General features: G+C 60.5%; 13 protein-coding genes and 1 other RNA gene. 10 read left to right on the top strand and 4 right to left on the bottom strand.

Features of this window, described 5'->3' with window-relative positions; genetic code table 11:
• Window positions 1–76: 76 nt before the first annotated feature.
• Window positions 77–2,464, bottom strand: a complete 2,388-nt coding sequence (xdhB, locus tag K0H48_RS22385; RefSeq protein WP_219269235.1) for a xanthine dehydrogenase molybdopterin binding subunit — start codon at window positions 2,462–2,464, stop codon at window positions 77–79.
• The gene (xdhA, locus tag K0H48_RS22380) at window positions 2,457–3,905 is read right to left on the bottom strand and encodes a xanthine dehydrogenase small subunit (protein ID WP_219269233.1); all 1,449 of its coding nucleotides are present in this window, start codon (window positions 3,903–3,905) and stop codon (window positions 2,457–2,459) included. The genes xdhB and xdhA overlap by 8 nt, the downstream gene beginning before the upstream one ends.
• Before the next feature lie 280 nt (window positions 3,906–4,185).
• On the opposite strand from xdhA, the gene K0H48_RS22375 reads away from it, so the two are divergent.
• The 9 genes from K0H48_RS22375 to K0H48_RS22335 all read left to right on the top strand — a co-directional run bounded on the left by K0H48_RS22375 (window position 4,186) and on the right by K0H48_RS22335 (window position 16,364).
• The gene (locus K0H48_RS22375) at window positions 4,186–4,845 is read left to right on the top strand and encodes a GntR family transcriptional regulator (protein WP_219269231.1); all 660 of its coding nucleotides are present in this window, start codon (window positions 4,186–4,188) and stop codon (window positions 4,843–4,845) included.
• A 2-nt stretch (window positions 4,846–4,847) separates the two neighbouring features.
• Window positions 4,848–8,336: a chromosome segregation protein SMC gene (smc, locus tag K0H48_RS22370; RefSeq protein WP_219269229.1), complete on the top strand. Its 3,489-nt coding sequence runs from the start codon at window positions 4,848–4,850 to the stop codon at window positions 8,334–8,336.
• Window positions 8,337–8,595: 259 nt separating this feature from the next.
• Window positions 8,596–9,465, top strand: a complete 870-nt coding sequence (zipA, locus tag K0H48_RS22365; protein ID WP_017134785.1) for a cell division protein ZipA — start codon at window positions 8,596–8,598, stop codon at window positions 9,463–9,465.
• Window positions 9,466–9,552: 87 nt separating this feature from the next.
• Window positions 9,553–11,910: an NAD-dependent DNA ligase LigA gene (ligA, locus tag K0H48_RS22360; RefSeq protein WP_219269227.1), complete on the top strand. Its 2,358-nt coding sequence runs from the start codon at window positions 9,553–9,555 to the stop codon at window positions 11,908–11,910.
• Window positions 11,911–12,071: 161 nt separating this feature from the next.
• A complete protein-coding gene (locus K0H48_RS22355; RefSeq protein WP_219269225.1) occupies window positions 12,072–13,235 on the top strand; it encodes a putative zinc-binding metallopeptidase in 1,164 nt (387 codons plus the stop codon).
• Window positions 13,236–13,350: 115 nt separating this feature from the next.
• An RNA gene (ffs, locus tag K0H48_RS22350) (signal recognition particle sRNA small type) lies at window positions 13,351–13,447 on the top strand.
• Between the two features lie 193 nt (window positions 13,448–13,640).
• A complete protein-coding gene (locus K0H48_RS22345) occupies window positions 13,641–14,567 on the top strand; it encodes an N-acetylmuramidase family protein (RefSeq protein ID WP_219269287.1) in 927 nt (308 codons plus the stop codon).
• Between the two features lie 155 nt (window positions 14,568–14,722).
• A complete protein-coding gene (locus K0H48_RS22340; protein ID WP_219269223.1) occupies window positions 14,723–15,769 on the top strand; it encodes an N-acetylmuramidase family protein in 1,047 nt (348 codons plus the stop codon).
• Window position 15,770: 1 nt separating this feature from the next.
• Complete coding sequence (locus tag K0H48_RS22335) at window positions 15,771–16,364, top strand: hypothetical protein (protein WP_219269221.1); 594 nt, start codon at window positions 15,771–15,773, stop codon at window positions 16,362–16,364.
• Here K0H48_RS22335 and K0H48_RS22330 read toward each other — a convergent pair.
• A complete protein-coding gene (locus tag K0H48_RS22330; RefSeq protein WP_219269219.1) occupies window positions 16,361–17,224 on the bottom strand; it encodes a LysR family transcriptional regulator in 864 nt (287 codons plus the stop codon). The genes K0H48_RS22335 and K0H48_RS22330 overlap by 4 nt on opposite strands.
• Before the next feature lie 102 nt (window positions 17,225–17,326).
• Between K0H48_RS22330 and K0H48_RS22325 the strand changes: the two genes are divergently transcribed.
• A complete protein-coding gene (locus tag K0H48_RS22325) occupies window positions 17,327–18,286 on the top strand; it encodes a DMT family transporter (RefSeq protein ID WP_219269217.1) in 960 nt (319 codons plus the stop codon).
• On the opposite strand, the gene K0H48_RS22320 is transcribed toward K0H48_RS22325, so the two are convergent.
• Window positions 18,200–18,571, bottom strand: a complete 372-nt coding sequence (locus tag K0H48_RS22320) for a VOC family protein (protein ID WP_219269215.1) — start codon at window positions 18,569–18,571, stop codon at window positions 18,200–18,202. The genes K0H48_RS22325 and K0H48_RS22320 overlap by 87 nt on opposite strands.
• Window positions 18,572–18,600 lie beyond the last annotated feature (29 nt).

Raw genomic sequence — 18,600 nt, 5'->3', positions numbered from 1 at the left:
ATACCGTGACGCTCTGCGTCACAACAGCGGACGCAGAGCGTCCAGGGCGGCATTCCCACGCAGAGCGTGGGAACGATCAAGCCAGTTCAGTCTCAACGGCTTTTGCAGTGCTCAACTGCCGCATCTGCTCACAGCCCCACAACACTCGCTCCGGCGTCGCTGGTGCATCAATCTTCGGCTGATGGCGATAGTCACCCAGGCTCGCCACGGCATCCTTGATCGCACACCACGACGCAATCCCGAGCATGAACGGCGGCTCGCCCACGGCCTTGGAATGGAACACCGTGTCTTCCGGGTTCTTGCGGTTTTCCACCAGCTTCACGCGCAGATCCAGTGGCATGTCCGCCACGGCCGGGATCTTGTAGCTGGCCGGGCCGTTGGTCATCAGCTTGCCCTTGTTGTTCCACACCAGCTCTTCCATGGTCAGCCAGCCCATGCCCTGGATAAAGCCGCCTTCGACCTGGCCGATGTCGATGGCCGGGTTCAGCGAGGCGCCCACATCGTGAAGGATGTCGGTGCGCAGCATCTTGTATTCGCCGGTCAGGGTGTCGACGATCACTTCGCAGCAGGCCGCGCCGAATGCGAAGTAGTAGAACGGCCGACCCCGCGCCTGGCTGCGGTCGTAAAAGATTTTCGGGGTCTTGTAAAAGCCGGTGCTCGACAGTGAAACCTGGGCGAAATACGCCTGCTGGATCAGCGCCTCAAAAGTCAGGATCTGATCGCGTACGCGCACGTGGCCATTGTGGAATTCCACGTCCGCTTCACTCACGTCGTATTTGCGCGCGGCGAATTCCACCAAACGTTGCTTGATGGTTTCGGCAGCGTTCTGCGCGGCCTTGCCGTTCAAGTCGGCACCGCTGGAGGCGGCGGTCGGTGAGGTGTTGGGCACCTTGTCGGTGTTAGTGGCGGTGATTTGCACGCGGTCGATCTCGACCTGGAATATTTCAGCCACCACCTGCGCGACCTTGATGTTCAAGCCCTGGCCCATCTCGGTGCCGCCGTGGTTCAGGTGGATGCTGCCGTCGGTGTAAATGTGGATCAGCGCACCGGCTTGGTTCAAAAAACTTGCCGTGAACGAAATACCGAATTTCACCGGCGTCAGCGCCAGGCCCTTTTTCAAAATCGGGCTGTGGGCGTTGTACAGGCGGATCGCTTCGCGGCGCTCGGCGTATTGGCTGCTGGCCTCAAGCTCGGCGGTCATTTCTTCGAGCATGTTGTGCTCGACGGTCTGGTAGTAGTGGGTGACGTTGCGCTCGGTCTTGCCGTAGTAATTGACCTTGCGCACCGCCAACGGGTCCAGCGCCAAGTGGCGGGCGATGGCGTCCATGACTTCTTCGATGGCGACCATGCCCTGGGGGCCGCCGAAACCGCGATACGCGGTGTTGGACGCGGTGTTGGTCTTGCAGCGATGGCCGTTGACGGTGGCATCGCCCAGGTAATACGAGTTGTCGGAGTGGAACATGGCGCGGTCGACAATCGAGTTGGACAGGTCCGGCGAGCAGCCGCAGTTACCCGCCAGGTCCAGATTGATGCCGTGCAGGCGGCCGTTGTCGTCGAAACCCACGTCGTATTCGATATAGAACGGGTGGCGCTTGCCGGTCATCAGCATGTCCTCGACGCGCGGCAGGCGCATCTTGGTGGGCTGGCCGGTCAGGCGCGCGACCACCGCGCACAGGCACGCGGGGCTGGCGGCCTGGGTTTCCTTGCCGCCAAACCCACCGCCCATGCGGCGCATATCGACGACGATTTTGTTCATCGACACGTCGAGCACTTCCGCCACCAGTTTTTGCACTTCGGTGGGGTTTTGCGTGGAGCAGTAGACAATCATGCCGCCGTCTTCGGTGGGCATTACCGAAGAGATCTGGGTTTCCAGGTAGAAGTGTTCCTGGCCGCCGATATGCAGGGTGCCCTGGATACGGTTTTTCGCCGTGGCCAGCGCACCGGCGGAATCACCGCGCTGGTGGGTGTGGCTGTCGAGCACAAAGTGTTTGTTGCGAAAGGCCTCGACCACATCCAGCACCGGTTCCAGGTCTTCGTATTCGATCACCGCCGCCATGGCCGCTTTGCGTGCGGTTTCCAGGTCGCGGGCGGCCACGGCCAACACCACCTGGCCGACAAACTGCACGGTGTCGATGGCCAGCAACGGGTCGCCAGGCATCAGCGGGCCGATGTCTTTAAGGCCCGGCACATCTTCGTGAGTGATGGCGATGCGCACGCCTTCAAAGGCGTAGCAGGGCGCGGTGTCGATGCTGATGATGCGCGCATGGGCGCGGTCGGACATGCGCGCATACAGGTGCAACTGGTTAGGAAACTCCAGGCGATCATCGATGTACTGCGCTTCACCGCTGACATGCTTGGCGGCGCTGTCATGCTTGACGCTGCGGCCGACCCCGGTGGTCAGGTCCTGGGCAAACAGCTCGGCGAGTTCGGCCTGGGTTTTAACGACGGCGTGATGGTTAGACATAAGCGGTCACCCGAGTCTCGATGTGCGGTGTTTGCAGTTCGATGAAGTATTTGCGCAGCAGGTTCTGCGCGCTGAGCAGGCGGTATTCCTTGCTGGCGCGAAAGTCCGACAGTGGGGTGAAATCCTGGGCGAGGGCGGCGCAGGCTTTCTCCACCGTGGCGGCGTTCCAGGTGGCGCCGACCAGTACGGCTTCGCAGCTTTTCGCGCGTTTGGGCGTGGCGGCCATGCCACCGAACGCCACGCGGGCGTCGCTGATCACACCGTTGTCGAGCTTCAGGTTGAAGGCCGCACAGACGGCGGAGATATCATCGTCCAGGCGCTTGGAAACCTTGTAGGCCCGGAACAGCGCGTGGCCCTTGGGCACGATGATTTTCTCGATAAACTCGCTGTCCTGACGGGCTGTGACGCGGTAGTCGATGAAGTAATCTTCCAACGCCAGGGTGCGACGAGTGTTGCCCTTGCACAGCACGATCTGCGCGCCGAGAGCGATCAACAGTGGCGGCGAATCGCCGATGGGCGAGGCATTGCCGATATTGCCGCCCAGGGTGCCCTGGTTGCGGATCTGCAGCGAAGCAAAGCGGTGCAACAAATCGCCGAAGTCAGGGTATTCGTGGTGCAGCGCGCTGTAGCAGTCGGACAGCGGTGTGGCCGCGCCGATTTCCAGGCGGTCGTCGAACGACTCGATGCGCTTCATCTCTTCAATGTTGCCGACGTAGATCATCACTGGCAGTACGCGGTGGAACTGCGTGACTTCCAGCGCCAAGTCAGTGCCGCCCGCCAGCAAACGCGCCTGCGGGTAGGCGTCGTAGAGGTCGGCCAGGTCGGCCACGGTCAGCGGCACCAGGCAGCGTTTGTCGCCGCTGTTGAGTTCACCGGTTTGCGTGGGCGCGATGGCTTTGAGGCGGGCGATGGTTTCGGCCTGGCGGCTGTCGAACTGATCCACCGGCTTGTTGCAGCAGGCCTGTTCGGCGGCGGCCAGAATCGGGCGATAACCGGTGCAACGGCACAGGTTGCCGGCCAGCGCTTCATGGGCTTTTTGGCTGTCGGGGGCGTCGCTGTTCTTTTGCAGGGCAAACAGCGACATCACAAAGCCTGGGGTGCAAAAGCCGCATTGCGAGCCGTGGCACTCGACCATGGCTTGCTGCACGCTGTGCAGTTGGCCTTGATGCTTGAGGTCTTCGACGCTGATCAGTTGTTTGCCGTGCAATGACGACACAAAGGTCAGGCAGGAATTGAGGCTGCGATAGCGAATCTGCTCTGCGCCTTGATCATCGGTGTGCAATTCGCCGACCACCACGGTGCATGCACCGCAATCGCCGCTGGCGCAGCCTTCCTTGGTACCGGATTTGCCCAAATGCTCGCGCAAATAGTTGAGCACGGTCAGGTTGGGGTCCAGGGCGTGCTCACTACGGAGTTCCTGGTTTAGTAAAAACTGGATCACGGAAGGCCTCGCAGACTCATTATTGTTGTTAACCGCTTTGCGCCGAATCTAGTCATGTCTGACTTTTCGGTCAACGATTTTCTGACCAGAAGGTCAAGAAATTGCGATCACAACCCTTTCAATTATGGTTCAGTCTTCTGGAACCGGTGTTTTTGCTGGCTTTTGGCTTTTCACCGTTGCTTATTTCATGCCAAATTCGCCCCGGTGGGCGTAGCGCCATCAGCCAGCCAATGCGCTACACTGCCGCGCTTGTACCGATAGAAGATTTTGAAGGGAAAACATGACGTTCAAGGCGCCGGACAGTCTCGCCGAGCAAATCGCTCACCACCTCGCCGAACGTATCATTCGCGGCGAACTCAAGCCTGGGGAGCGGATCCAGGAACAGAAAGTCACGCTGGCACTTAACGTCAGCCGTGGCTCCGTGCGTGAAGCTTTGTTGATCCTCGAGCGTCGCCACCTGATCGCGATCCTGCCGCGCCGTGGCGCCCACGTCACCGAACTCACCGCGTACAAGGTGCAGAGCCTGTGCACGCTGATGGGCGAGTTGTACATATTGCTCGGCAATTCGGTGGCTGAGGGCTGGCAGGTCCAGGCCGACATGGCGCCGTTCCTGCAGATCCAGCAACGCCTGATGACCAGTTTCGAGCGTGAGGACGTGCGTGCCTTCGTCGAAGAAAGCTTCAGTGTGATGCGCGCCGCGTACCCCTTCGCCAACAACCCGTACTTGCAGGAAACCGTCGAAAACCTGCAGCCGGCGATGAACCGTGCCTATTACCTGGCCCTGGACCAGCGCAAGGCGGAGATGAGTGAGTACCTGACGCTGTTCGAGCAACTGCTCGCGGCGGTGCTCGCCCGTGACCTGCCGCAGATCCGCCAAGTGCTGTCGGCCTACTGCGAGCGCAGCAGCTCGCTGGTCATCGCTGCGCTGGCGGACGCCTAAACGTGCGGCTCAAGTGCATCAAACTGGCGGGGTTCAAATCCTTCGTCGACCCGACCACGGTGAACTTCCCCAGTAACATGGCGGCGGTGGTCGGGCCCAATGGTTGCGGCAAGTCGAACATCATCGACGCCGTACGTTGGGTGATGGGCGAGAGCTCGGCAAAAAACCTGCGTGGCGAGTCGATGACCGACGTCATCTTCAACGGCTCCACCAGCCGCAAGCCGGTGAGCCAGGCCAGCATCGAACTGGTGTTCGATAACTCCGATGGCACCTTGATCGGCGAATACGCGGCCTACGCGGAAATCTCGATTCGCCGCAAAGTCACGCGCGACAGCCAGAACAGCTACTTCCTCAACGGCACCAAATGCCGTCGACGCGACATCACCGATATTTTCCTCGGCACCGGCTTAGGCCCGCGCAGCTACTCGATCATCGAGCAGGGCATGATCTCCAAGCTGATCGAAGCCAAGCCCGAAGACCTGCGCAACTTTATCGAAGAGGCCGCCGGGATCTCCAAGTACAAGGAGCGCCGCCGCGAGACCGAAAACCGTATCCGCCGTACTCACGAAAACCTTGCCCGCCTGACCGACCTGCGCGAAGAGCTGGAGCGTCAACTTGAGCGCCTGCATCGCCAGGCCCAGGCAGCCGAGAAGTACCAGGAATACAAGGGCGAGGAGCGCCAGCTCAAGGCGCAGCTCTCGGCCCTGCGCTGGCAGGCGCTGAATGATCAGGTCGGCCAGCGCGAAGCGATCATCGGCACCCAGGAAATCAGCTTTGAAGCACTGGTGGCCGAGCAACGTAATGCCGACGCCAGCATCGAGCGCTTGCGTGACGGTCACCATGACCTGTCCGAGCGCTTCAATCTGGTGCAGGGGCGTTTCTACTCGGTGGGCGGCGATATTGCCCGGGTCGAGCAGAGCATCCAGCACGGCCAGCAACGCCTGCGCCAGTTGCAGGATGACTTGAAGGAAGCCGAACGCGCGCGCCTGGAGACCGAGTCGCACCTGGGCCACGACCGCACCTTGCTGCTGACGCTGGGCGAAGAGCTGGACATGCTCACGCCCGAGCAGGAAATCACCAGCGCTGCCGCCGAAGAGGCCGCCGCCGCCCTCGAAGAATCTGAAACCACCATGCACGGCTGGCAGGAACAGTGGGACGCTTTTAACCTGCAATCCGCCGAGCCGCGCCGCCAGGCTGAGGTGCAGCAATCGCGCATCCAGCAACTGGAAACCAGCATGGAGCGCCTGGCCGAGCGCCAGCGCCGCATGCAGGAGGAGCGCGCGTTGCTCGCCGCCGACCCGGAAGACGCTGCGATCATGGCGCTGAGCGAGCAACTGGCCGAAAGCGAAATGACCCTGGAAGAACTCGAGGCCAGCGAAGAACAACAAGTGGAGCGCCTGGAGCAATTGCGTCAGCAACTGCAGCAGGCGACCCAGGCCCAGCAGCAGGCCCAGGGCGATTTGCAGCGGCTCAACGGGCGCTTGGCCTCGCTTGAAGCCTTGCAGCAAGCTGCGCTGGACCCAGGCACCGGCACCGCCGAATGGCTGCGTGACCAGCACTTGGCCGAGCGCCCGCGCCTGGCCGAAGGCTTAAAAGTTGAAGCGGGTTGGGAGCTGGCGGTCGAGACCGTGCTGGGCGCCGACCTGCAAGCCGTATTGGTGGACGATTTTGGCGGTTTCGACCTGGCCGGCTTTGCCCAGGGCGATTTGCGTTTGCTCAGCCCCGCAGTCGATGGCACGCGAGTGCCGGGCAGTTTGCTCGATAAGGTGGAGGCGGCGATTGATCTGTCGCCGTGGCTAGGCCAGGTCAAACCCGTCGAATCATTGGAGCAAGCCCTGGCCCAGCGTGGCCAATTGGGCACCGGTGAAAGCCTGATCAGCCGCGACGGTTACTGGGTGGGCCGGCATTTCCTGCGCGTGCGTCGCGCCAGTGAGGCCGAGAGCGGCGTATTGGCCCGTGGTCAGGAAATCGTCAACCTGAGCGCCGAACGCGAAGAGCGCGAAGCCACCCTCGAAAGCCTCGAAACCGAGCTGCAAACCCTGCGCGCCACCCAGCGCCAACAAGAGACCGGCCGCGAACACCTGCGCCGCCTCTTGCAGGACGAAGCGCGCCAGCAAGGCGAATTGAAAGCCCAACTGTCGGCGAGCAAGGCCAAGGCCGAGCAACTGACTCTGCGCCGCACCCGCCTCGACGAAGAAGTGGCGGAGATGGGCGAGCAGCGCGCCCTTGAACACGAACAAGTTGGCGAGGCGCGCCTGCAGTTGCAGGAAGCCCTCGACAGCATGGCGCTGGATACCGAGCAGCGCGAACTGCTGCTGGCCCAGCGCGACAGCCTGCGCGAACGCCTTGACCGCGTGCGCCAGGAAGCGCGCCAGCACAAAGACCACGCCCACCAATTGGCCGTGCGCCTGGGCTCGTTGCAGGCCCAGCACACCTCCACGCGCCAGGCCCTTGAGCGCTTGGAGATGCAGTCCGAACGCCTCACCGAAAAGCGCGAGCAACTGAGCCTCAATCTGGAGGAGGGCGAAGCGCCGCTGGAAGAGTTGCGCCTCAAACTCGAAGAGTTGCTCGACAAGCGCATGACCGTCGACGAAGAACTCAAGACCGCGCAAATCGCCCTGGAAGACGCCGACCGCGAACTGCGCGACGCCGAGAAGCGCCGGACCCAGGCCGAACAACAATCCCAGTTGATTCGCGGCCAACTCGAACAACAGCGCATGGAATGGCAAGCCCTGACCGTGCGCCGCAAGACCCTGCAAGACCAGTTGCTCGAAGACGGCTACGACCTGCACGGCGTGCTCACTACCTTGACCGCCCAGGCCAACGAAAAAGACGCCGAAGAAGAACTTGAGCGCATCGCCGCGCGTATCCAGCGCCTCGGTGCGATCAACTTGGCGGCCATCGACGAATACCAGCAGCAGTCCGAACGCAAACGTTATCTGGACGCCCAGGACGCCGACCTGGTCGAAGCGTTGGACACCCTGGAGAACGTGATTCGCAAGATCGACAAGGAAACCCGTAATCGCTTCAAAGATACCTTTGATCAGATTAATGGCGGTTTACAGGCGTTATTCCCGAAAGTTTTCGGTGGAGGCAGCGCCTACTTGGAACTGACGGGCGAAGATCTACTCGATACAGGGGTGACGATCATGGCGCGGCCGCCGGGCAAGAAGAACAGCACCATCCATTTGTTGTCCGGTGGCGAAAAGGCCCTGACCGCATTGGCGCTGGTATTTGCGATCTTCAAGTTGAACCCTGCGCCGTTTTGCATGCTCGACGAAGTTGACGCGCCGCTGGATGACGCTAACGTTGGACGCTACGCTCGGTTGGTTAAAGAGATGTCCCAGACCGTGCAGTTCATCTATATCACCCACAACAAGATCGCCATGGAAATGGCCGATCAGTTGATGGGCGTGACGATGCATGAGCCGGGGTGTTCGCGATTGGTGGCGGTGGATGTCGAAGAAGCGATGGCGATGGTTGAATCCTGAGCCGGGCTTGGAAAGGATTTTGGTAGGGCGATGTAAGGCGATTTACCGGTCTGGCAAAAGTGGCAAATGGACATATTTGTTCAAGGCATTTTGACAGACGGTGTAAAGTTATCTTTGGTCGTGCTAGTTTAATGTCAAATTTTCGTATGCGTGGGCAAAACGTCAGTCAGAACATAGAGTTGGCGCCACGTTTTAAAGCGGTTTGGACGTTGCTAAACCCCTTATTTTTCAGCATTTTTTATTAGAGGCACGGGATTACATGGAAATCGGTCTGCGCGAGTGGCTGATCGTCATCGGCATTATTGTCATTGCCGGTATTCTTTTTGATGGCTGGCGCCGCATGCGCGGTGGCAAGGGCAAGCTCAAATTCCGTCTGGACCGTAACCTGTCCAACTTGCCCGACGACGACGGCAGCGCCGAGCTGCTGGGGCCGCCCCGTGTGCTGGACAACCATAAAGAACCGCAACTGGACGAGCATGACCTGCCGTCGATGAGTGCGCCGGTGCGTGAAGCCCGCGAGCCGTCGTCCAAGCGTGGCAAGCGCGCCAGTGCCGCCGTCGCCGAGCCGCATCAGGGCGACCTGAACCTCGACGTGGATGAAGGCCCGAGCTTCAGCAGCCGCGACGACGATTTCCCGGATGAAAATATCGGCAAGGCTTCCAGCGCGCCGCGCCAATCGGTCAACGACCAGCCGGCTGCCGAAGAAGTCTTGGTGATCAGCGTGATCTGCCGCGACGCCGCCGGCTTCAAAGGCCCGGCGCTGTTGCAGAACATCCTTGAAAGCGGCCTGCGTTTCGGCGAGATGGATATTTTCCACCGCCACGAAAGCATGGCCGGCAACGGTGAAGTGCTGTTCTCCATGGCCAACGCGGTCAAGCCGGGCACCTTCGACCTTGATGATATCGACCTGTTCAGCACCCCGGCCGTGAGCTTCTTCCTCGGTTTGCCAGGCCCGCGTCACCCGAAACAAGCGTTCGACGTGATGGTGGCGGCAGCACGCAAACTGTCCCAGGAACTCAACGGCGAGCTCAAGGACGACCAGCGCAGCGTACTCACTGCCCAGACCATCGAGCATTACCGTCAGCGTATCGTCGAGTTCGAGCGTCGCGCCCTGACACAGAAACGCTGAGGATTGGTCTTCAGCGTTGTCAGTAGAATAAGCGCACTAACATATTGAGCAGCTTCGGCTGCTCTTTTGCTTTATGAGAGAACACCCATGACCGCCGCCCACACCCGCATCCTCGAACTGCGCGCTGAACTGGATCAGCACAACTACCGTTACCACGTCCTCGATGAGCCAAGCATCCCGGACGCCGAGTACGACCGGTTATTCCATGAGTTGAAGGCGCTGGAAGCCGAGCACCCGGAACTGGTGACGCGTGATTCACCGACACAGCGGGTCGGCAGTGCGGCGCTCTCGGCGTTCACCCAGGTCAAGCACGAGATACCGATGCTCAGCCTGGGCAACGCGTTTGATGAAACCACCATGTTCGAATTTGATCGCCGGGTTACCGAAGGTCTCGACCTGCCGGTGGGCGACCTGTTTGGCGGCGGTGCAGCGGTGGAATACAGCTGCGAGCCCAAGCTGGATGGCCTGGCGGTCAGCCTGCTGTATCAGGATGGCGAACTGGTGCGCGGCGCCACGCGTGGCGATGGCACCACCGGCGAAGACATCAGCGTCAACGTGCGCACCGTGCGCAATATCCCGTTGAAACTGCACGGCAGCGGCTGGCCGGCGACCCTGGAAGTGCGCGGCGAAGTGTTCATGTCCAAGGCCGGCTTCGAGCGCCTCAATGCCTCGCAGCTGGAAGTGGGCGGCAAGACTTTCGCCAACCCGCGTAACGCCGCCGCCGGCAGCCTGCGTCAGCTGGACTCGAAGATTACCGCCAGCCGTCCGCTGGAGTTCTGCTGCTATGGCGTGACCACGGATATCAGCGACACCCATATCGGCAACCTGCAACAACTCAAGAAGTGGGGCATGCCCATCAGCCATGAGCTGAAGCTGGCCAAGGGCATTCAGGATTGCCTGGCGTACTACCGCGATATCGGCGAGCGGCGTAACAGCCTGCCGTATGAGATCGACGGCGTGGTGTTCAAGGTCAACAGCATTGCCTCCCAGCGTGAGTTGGGTTTCCGCGCCCGCGAACCACGCTGGGCCATCGCGCATAAATTCCCGGCCATGGAAGAGCTGACCGAACTGCTCGACGTGGAATTCCAGGTCGGCCGCACCGGTGCCGTAACGCCGGTAGCACGCTTGAAGCCGGTCAAGGTCGCCGGTGTAACGGTGTCCAACGCAACCTTGCACAACATGGACGAAGTCGCGCGCCTGGGTGTGATGATCGGCGACACCGTGATCATTCGCCGCGCCGGTGATGTGATCCCGCAGGTCGTGTCGGTGGTGCTCGAACGCCGTCCGGAAAACGCCCGTGCCGTGCCGATCCCCGAAAGCTGCCCGGTGTGCGGCTCCCATGTGGAGCGCACGCAGTTGGTCAAGCGCAGCAAGGGCAAGGAAACCGTCAGCGAAGGCGCGGTGTACCGCTGCGTCGGGCGCCTGGCGTGTGGCGCGCAGCTCAAGCAGGCGATTATCCATTTCGTCTCACGGCGTGCCATGGACATTGACGGCCTGGGCGACAAAACCATCGAGCAATTGGTGGATGAAAAGCTCATCGGCTCGCCGGCTGACCTGTACAAACTCAAATACGAGCAGATCATCGACCTGGAAGGCTTTGCCGATATTTCCAGCAAAAAGCTGATCACCGCCATCGAAAACAGCAAGACCCCGACCTTGGCGCGGTTTATCTACGCCTTGGGCATTCCGGACGTGGGCGAAGAGACCGCCAAGGTCCTTGCGCGTTCGCTGGCGTCACTGGAGCGCGTGCAGCAGGCCTTGCCCGAAGTGCTGACGTACTTGCCGGACGTGGGCCTGGAAGTCGCCCACGAGATTCACAGTTTCTTTGAAGACAGCCATAACCAGGAGGTGATTGGTGCGCTGCTGTCGCCTGATGAGTGCGGCTTGCAGTTGCAGGATCAGGGCGACCTGAGCGCCGAATTTGCCGCCAGCACTACCTTGGGCGGCTTGCTCGACAAGCTGCACGTGCCGTCCGTGGGCCCTGGGGCTGCGCAAAAGCTTGCCGACAAGTTTATAAGCCTCGAAGGCGTGATCAAGGCCGACTGGCTGGACATGCGCCAGGCGCTGCCCGAGAAGCAGGCCAAGGCGGTGCGCGAATTTTTTGATAACCCGGACAATGCCAACCATGCCCTGGCCATCGAGCAGCAGCTCAAAGACTTCGGTATGCATTGGCAGAGCGAGAAGAAGGTCGTCGAAGGCTTGCCGGAAGCGGGGCATACCTGGGTGCTGACCGGCTCCCTGGAGCTGATGAGCCGCGACGTGGCCAAGGACAAGCTCGAAAGCCTGGGCGCCAAGGTCGCGGGTTCTGTTTCGGCCAAGACTCACTGCGTGGTCGCCGGGCCGGGCGCGGGTTCCAAGCTGGCCAAGGCCACCGAGCTGGGCCTCAAGGTGCTGGACGAAGAGGCCTTCGTCGCCTTCCTGGCCAAACACAACATCACCGTCTGACGCTCGTTCCCACGCTCCGCGTGGGAATGCAGCCCTGGACGCTTTGCGTCTGCTCTTGAACGTCGTGACGCAGAGCGTCACCGCAGGCATTCCCACGCAGAGCGTGGGAACGATCCTTCACGGGAAATGATCTAGTCTTGGTCACCCAGGGAGAGATCGCCATGTTCCGCTACTTCGAGCAACTCAGTACGCGCATCGCCGCACCGTTCATGGCCGGATCCTCGCGCAGCAGCAAGGTCTGGCAGTGCCGGTGCGGCCAGTCGCTGTTCTTTCGCAACAGCCAGTGCCTGGCCTGCTCGGCCCTGCTGGGCTATGAGCCGCAGCAAAGTCGGTTGTCGTCTTTGCAGCCCGGCCCCGTCGAAGGCACTTGGCTGCAAGACGATAACCTCGATGCCGGCGCCTTCCGCCGCTGCGCCAACCTCCACACCCCGGCCGCCTGCAACTGGCTGATTCCGGCCCACAGCACCGCGACGTTGTGCGTGGCCTGTAGCCTTAACCGCACTATCCCTGACCTGTCGATCCCGGAAAACCCCGAACGTTGGCGCAAGGTCGAAACCGCCAAGCGCCGGTTGGTGGCGCAACTGATCAGCCTGGGCCTGCAGGTGGTGCCCAAAAGTGTTGACGAAAACAGCGGCCTGGCTTTCGATTTCGTCGGCATCGACCTGGAAGGCAACGCACCGACCATCGGCCATGCCAACGGCCTGATCACCCTCGATATCAAGGAAGCCGACGACGCCCATCGCGAGAAAGTCCGTGTGCAAATGCGCGAGCCGTATCGCACATTGCTCGGGCACTTTCGCCACGAAGTCGGCCATTATTACTGGGATCGGCTGATCGCCAACAGCCATTGGCTTGAACCGTTTCGCCAGCTATTCGGCGACGAGCGCGCCAGTTACGCCGAGGCACTCGACCAGCACTACCAGAACGGCCCGCGCCCCGACTGGCAGCAAACCTGCGTCAGCGCCTACGCGACCATGCACCCCTGGGAAGACTGGGCCGAAACCTGGGCTCACTACCTGCACATGATGGATGCAGTCGATACCGCGCTGGGCTTTGGCATGAGCGCCCGCGAGATGGACCTGGATTACCAGCCATTCCCGTTGACCACGCTCTACGACCCCGAGCACCCTGGCGGCCCGGCCTTCCTGTCGTTCGTCAACGCCTGGATCGAACTGGCCGGTATGCTCAACGAGCTGTCACGCAGCATGGGCCAGCCGGATTTCTACCCCTTTGTGTTGCCGCCGGCGGTGATCGCCAAGCTGCACTTCATTCACTTGGTGATTCAGGAGGAGGGCGGCAGGGCCGACACGGCCGTGATTTTGTAGCGGCACAAGTGCTTGAGCCCCTTCATATTTTTAATCCGGAACAACGGTTGTAACTTCCGATGAGATCGGTACAATGGCGCGGCTTGCCGAGAGGCCAGCGTCGTTATGGTGACCCCATCGGTCCCCCCGCAACGATTACCCGTGAACCTGGTCAGAGCCGGAAGGCAGCAGCCACAGCGGGAACATTGTGTGCCGGGGTGTGGCTGGTGGGGTTGCCTCCATAACGCTCTTCCTTGTTTTCACCCTTCCTGTTTCAAATCAAACACTCTTTCACTCGCTCATCTGCCATTTTTTGCGCAGCGTGACGGCTTTGTGCTGGAAAACTTTCAGTTGCCTGCTAGCGTCATTCTTGTAAGCGACCCCGTGCTGGAGTAGTGAAGATGTGATGGCACTCCTTTTTGATCCATTAAGGTGATTGCCATGCCTGCACTTATCAGTGCTTCAGTCGGTACCCCAGGCAAGGCGCGTAATGTGCCTGCAGATGTTCAGTACATTCAGCGCCTGTTTAACCTGATTACACCCCACCCCGCTTCGCGGCTGGTGGAAGATGGCAAGTGCGGTCCGCTGTTATTGCAGCGCATCAACGACTATCAGATGAATCGTCTCAAGTTCAGTAACCCCGATGGGGTGATTGACCCGGCAGGTCGCACGTTCAGCAGCCTGGTAGAAGATGCGAGCAAGGCCAGCTCAGGCGTGGCACCCCATCAGCCGTTAGTCACCCAGGCCACGTGTGACGGTCGTATCACCCTCACCGATGCTGACTTTCAGAGCGCCGCCACAGCATTGGGTAATGGTGTTTCAGTGAACCTGATCAAGGCGTTCGCCACGGTGGAGTCCGGTGGACGTTCCGGGTTCGGGCCGGCCAAAATGCCGGTTATCGCCTACGAGGGCCATATCTTTCGCAAGTACACGCAACAAAAGTACGACAGGGTCTACCCGTTTCTCTCATACCCTTATCTGGAAAAGGCCGGCCCGCAATGGTGGGCTAACAACAGGGATCAAACCAAGGCCTGGCAGACGCTGGCCGATGCATTCGAGTTGGACCAGGAGGCAGCGCTGATGTCGGCTTCCTACGGCATGTTTCAGGTAATGGGCTTCAACTTTGCGGCGTGCGGATTCAAAAACGTGTTTGATTTTGTTGCGGCGATGAAACTCAATGCCGGCCAGCAATTGATGGCGTTCGTTGGTTTTTGCCGCAAGAATCCGGCCTTGCTCAAAGCCATGAAGAACAAGGACTATGCCGGCATGGCGCGCAATTACAACGGCAAAGACTATGGCGACTACGATCGGCGGATTCAGCGCGCCTATGAGGCGCTGGAAAGGAAAAAGTAGCGGCGTATGACGGGTGTTTCACAACGTGCAAAGCGCCCACTGGACAACCCAAAACCATCTTGCTAGTTTCCGCCAGCCATTTGTTTCAATTCATGACAAGTGTGCTGCGCTGATATTGAAGTGCTATCACTTCTTTAATTAACAAGGATGTCTTGATGAAAAGCCTGCCAGGGTTGCCACGTCTTATCAGTGCTTCAGTGGGCGCGCCGGGTAAAGCGCGCAATTTGCCCGCCGATGTTCAGTGCATTCAGTATTTATTTAATTTGATCATTCCCAAGATGGGCTTTGCGTTGGCCGAAAACGGTAAGTGCGATGGCCAATTGGTGCAGTGCATCAGCCAGTACCAGTTCCGGCATCTCAAGTATGCGCACCCCGACGGTGTGATCGACCCCACTGGTCGCACCTTTAACAGCCTGATCGAAGAGGCGGTGAAAGTGCCGGTAAAAGCTTTCCCGGCGATGCGCATTCCCAGCTTTCTCAACGCGTTTGGCAATAACAGCGGCGATGCGGTCCAGGCCACGGTGAATGTGTACCTGGAGCGCATGCGCGCCATGATCGAAGCCGAGCGGCGCAACCGGCAGCTGATGCTCCAGGCTACGTGTGACGGCGGCATGACATTGACCGACACCGACTTTCAGAGCGCCGCCACACAGTTGGGCAGCGGTATTTCGGTGAATATCATCAAGGCGTTCGCCACGGTCGAATCCGGCGGGCGTTCCGGTTTCGGGCCGGCCAAGTTGCCGGTGATTGCCTTTGAAGGGCACTTGTTTCGCAAGTACACCAAGCATATCTACGACCAGGCGCACCCGCTGCTGTCTTATATCTACGTGAGAAAGGCCGGGCCGCAGTGGCAGGTCAATAACAAGGATCAGACCAAGGCCTGGGAGACCATGGCCACCGCGTTTGCGCTGGATCAGGAGGCGGCATTGATGTCGGCGTCCTGGGGCATGTTTCAAATAATGGGGTTCAACTACACCTCCTGCGGTTACAAGACGGTGTTTGAATTCGCCGCAGCGCTGAAGATCAATGCCGGTAACCAATTAAAAGCGTTTATCGGTTTTTGCAGCCAGAGCCCGGCCCTGATCAAGGCCATGAAAGATAAAGATTACGTGGCCATGGCGCGTAACTATAACGGCAAGGATTACGGCGACTACGACAGCCGTATCAAAAAGGCCTACGAAGCATTGGAAGGGAAGAAATAAGATGAGCCGTATTCTAGCGTTGAGTGTGTTGTCGTTGTGCGCCTTGGCGCCCACCTTGGCAGGTGCCGCCGAATTGCACTCCGGCAAGTACGAAGGGCTGATGCTGGCGGTCACGCCTGAGCATCAGGTCGAAGGCTACTACGCAGAAGAGCTGGGCGAGGGCGTGACCCGCAGCTGCACGTTCTACCTGCAAGGCCAGCCTGAAGCGCTCACCACCTGGCTCGACAAGGCCTACCCCGGCAGCGTGGCAGCGTCCTCCGACGGCGTGACCTTGACGGTGGAGCAGGGGCGCGAGCATCCCGGTTGCATCAGCGTGCTGATGCCGGAAATCGCCACCGGCCTGGACTTGACCCAAACCGCCAGCAAGCAATGGATCGGCTTGGTGACGGTGACAGCCGACAAGGCCTATTTGTTGGATGAACCTGACGCCGACGCGGCCAAGCGCCCGTATATCGTCAAGGATGATGTGGTCGGCGTGCTGGCGTTCAAGGACGGCTGGGCCAGGGTCGAGTTCACCAATGCCAAGGACCATACCTACACCGGCTGGATCAGCCAGGACCAATACGCACGACTGGTTGCGCCGCAAGCCGACTAACCAAACGTTTCCCGCAGCAGCCCGGCAAACGCATCCCGCGCCAGGTGGCGCTGGGTGTCTGTGTGCCAGAACAGCAGGTTGTCCACGGCCTGCAATTCCTCGAACCGGTAGGACGCCAGTTGGTTGGCCTGCTCATAGCGGGCCAGGATACCTTCCGGCGCCAAGGCCACGCCAATCCCCGCACTGACGCAGCCGATGATCGTGCCCCAACTGGCATAGCTGGCGATGCTCGGCTTGAAGGCGTGCGGTTTGATCCAGTGCTCCAGTGCCGCGCGATACGGGCAGCCCGGTGGCCACACCAGCAAGGTACGGCCGGCGAGGTCTTCAGCGCTGTTGATCGGCGCGCTGGAGGCGCTGGCGATCAGCACCAGACGCTCGCTGTAGACCACGCTGTGTTCGAGCTTGGCGCGCTTGCCGCCCGAGGCCACCAGCGCCACATCGAGGCGATGGTGTTGCAGGTCGTCGAGCAGTTGCGCCCAGGCGCCGGTGACCAGCTCCAGGCTGACATCCGGGTAACGCCGGTGGTATTCGGCCAGCAGTGGCGGCAGGCGGCCGCTGGCGCTGGATTCCACCGCGCCGATGCGCAAGGTGCCACGCGGAATCGCGTTGGCGTCGACGGCGCGTTTGGACTCATCCACCAGTGCCAGGATGCGTTCGCAGTAATCGAGGAAAATTTCACCAGCGGCACTGATAGCCAGCCCACGGCCTGCGCGAATAAACAGCGGCGTGCCCAGCTCACTTTCCAGCTGCTTGATGCGCGTGGTGATGTTGGATGGCACGCAGTGCAATTGCAGCGCGGCCTGGGCCACGCTGCCGGTTTGTGCCACGGCGCGCACCATTTTCAGTTGGGCCAGTTCCATTGCTCAGTTCCAATGATTTCAGAAGTCAGAAACGCTTAATTGTCCTGCGCTTTGCGCGGCTCAAGACTGAAGGTATTCCTTCTCAGTCTCTGGATGCCTTCGATGAATGCCCCGTCACCCGTAAAGCTTACGCTAGTCATCGCTGGCGTGATCCTCTGTTGGGCCTATTCGCCGATTGGCGTGCATATGGGGCTGCACAGCTACAGTCCTGGTCAATTGGCGTTGCTGAGGTTTCTGATCGCGTCGGTGTTCATGGGCGGCATCGCCCTGGCGGTAGGCATCGGCCGCCCGCGTGTGCGGGATTTGCCGTGGTTGCTGGTATTGGGTTTTTTCGGCGTGTTCCTGCACCACACCAGCCTCAACTACGGGCAACAGTGGGTGACGGCGGCGGCATCGAGTGTGCTGGCGCAGTCGGCGCCACTGTTCAGTGTGGTGATCGCGTTTTTCTGTTTGAAAGAACGGGTCAGTGTCTGGCGCTGGGGCTGTGTCTTGCTGGGCTTGCTCGGTGTGCTGGTGGTGATCTGGGGCGATCATGGCGTCGGTGATATCGACCCGCGCGGCTTGCTGATCCTGTTGGCGGCCGTGTCGTGGAGCGTGTATTTCGCCATCCAGAAATACTACGCGCATCGCTACAGCCCGCTGACCATGGCGTGTTACATGGTGTGGGCGGGCACCTTGATGCTGTGTGTGAACCTGCCGGGCTTGCCGGCTGCGGTGGCGCAGGCGCCACTGCCGGAAAACCTCTCGGTGCTGGTATTGGGGATTTTCCCCAGCGCCCTCGCGTACCTGGCCTGGGGTTATGTACTCAAGCATGTGGACGTCAGCCGCGCTTCGGTAGCGATGTACCTGATTCCGCCAGTGGCCATGCTGATGGCTTCGACACTGCTGGGCGAGCACATTGCCCTGCAAGTGATACTCGGCGCGGTGATCGTGTTGGCCAGTGTCGCCGCCATCAGCCTTGAAGGGCGCTGGCGCTCAATCGCTCAGGCTGAACGCGCGCAGGCGGTGGCCGTCGAGGTCCTCGGCGACAAAGGTGTAGCCGAAGTCCAGGTGGGTCGGTGATTGGATGATGGTTGCGCCGCGCTCTACCCATTGAGCGTGCAGGGCGTCCACGGCGGTCGGGTCCGCCAGCGAAAAACCAACCTCACCGCCGCCGCCGGTAAGCTGAGCCGCAGGCTCTACGGTGTGACGCGACCACAGCCCCAGCTTGACGCCGTTGTCGAGGATGAACAGGGCGAACGTCGGGTTCAGCTCCACCGGCGGCTTGCCGAGCAAGCGGCTATAGAAGTTGGCGCTGGTGGCCGGGCTGTCGACGTAGAGCAGGAAGTAATGGGCGACGGTGTGCATGCAGGCTCCTTGAGAATGGGCGGTTAAGT

The organism is Pseudomonas sp. Xaverov 259 (assembly GCF_019352915.1).
Lineage (GTDB): Bacteria > Pseudomonadota > Gammaproteobacteria > Pseudomonadales > Pseudomonadaceae > Aquipseudomonas.
This window is presented reverse-complemented; position numbering and strand designations above follow the sequence as displayed.